The organism is Arhodomonas sp. KWT (assembly GCF_010993615.1).
On the sequence record NZ_WNXE01000569.1, the window covers coordinates 1 to 1,049 of the forward strand.

A 1,049-nucleotide genomic window follows, 5' to 3' on the forward strand; every position below is an offset into this window, starting at 1 on the left:
CGTCAGCCGGCGTCGGGCTTGCTGTGCTGGAGATGGTCCTCGATACGCTCCTCGGCGGCCTTGAGCAGACGTTCCATGTCGTCAAGCAGCCCCGAGCCGTCCAGCGGGACCGGATACCCCATCATCCGGAAGCCCAGGTAATCGACGATGAAGACCCCGCGGCCGGCGTCGCCGCCCCCCGGGACATCGTCCAGCAGGGCCGTGACACGCTCGCGCGGCGCACTCGCCCGCACGAGCCCGCCGAAGGCCTGGCGGGCGGGTAACGGCGCGGCATCCCGCGGCTGAAGCAGCAGCACGCGCACCCGGTCCGCATCGCGGTTGAGCGCAACGCGCGCACGCCGGAGCTCGTCGAGCATGGCGCGGCACTCCGCCCCGCAGTCCCCGTCGACGGGGACGAGCAACGTCCAGTAGCCCTCGAACCACTTCGCCGGCATCGCCCGGCCATTCGCCATGCGCCAGCCTTCGTGCCCCTGGCTCACGGGCGGATCCACGAGCACGCCATTGTTGGTGGTCGCCCCGGGTTGCCAGCCATTGATCACCATGACCCAGGCCAGGATGGCCGGGCCGAAGAACATCACGGCCAGCACGATGATCGGCCAGCGCGACCCGGAACGACGGGTTTCAGTCGCGTTCATGCCTGCCCTTCAATCGGGTGTTGACGCCGATGTAGATCACCAGCAGCGCGGTAGCCAGCGCGAACCACTGCACGGCGTAGCCGTAGTGACGACGCGGTCCGAAGCGCATCGTCTCCGGACGCGCCTTCTCCGCCGCCGCCCCGGTGCGCAGGAGATAGGGCGTCACCGGGTACGGCAGGGCCTTCGCCAGGACATCGAAGTCCAGGTACTGGATCCGCCTCGGCCAGCTGCCGTCGCCATGATACGCCTCGCCGAGACGCAGGCCCACGGACGGACCGTCACCGAGACGGCCACGTACGGTGCGCGGCGTCGCCGCCACCGCGATGTCCGGCAGCTGCGAGCGGCGCGGCGGCGCGGCCACCCAGCCGCGGTCCACCAGCACGGCGGCGTCGGTGCCCTCGAGGCGCAGCGGCG

Annotated in this window: 2 protein-coding genes; both read right to left on the reverse strand. The window is 71.0% G+C overall.

Annotation, left to right across the window (positions count from 1 at the left end; all coding sequences use genetic code 11):
* Positions 1 to 2: 2 nt before the first annotated feature.
* Complete coding sequence (locus G7A99_RS20780) at positions 3 to 635, reverse strand: hypothetical protein (protein WP_163143784.1); 633 nt, start codon at positions 633 to 635, stop codon at positions 3 to 5.
* On the reverse strand, positions 622 to 1,049 hold a 428-nt coding region (locus G7A99_RS20785), incomplete at its 5' end, for an SURF1 family protein (protein ID WP_163143786.1). The genes G7A99_RS20780 and G7A99_RS20785, both read right to left, overlap by 14 nt.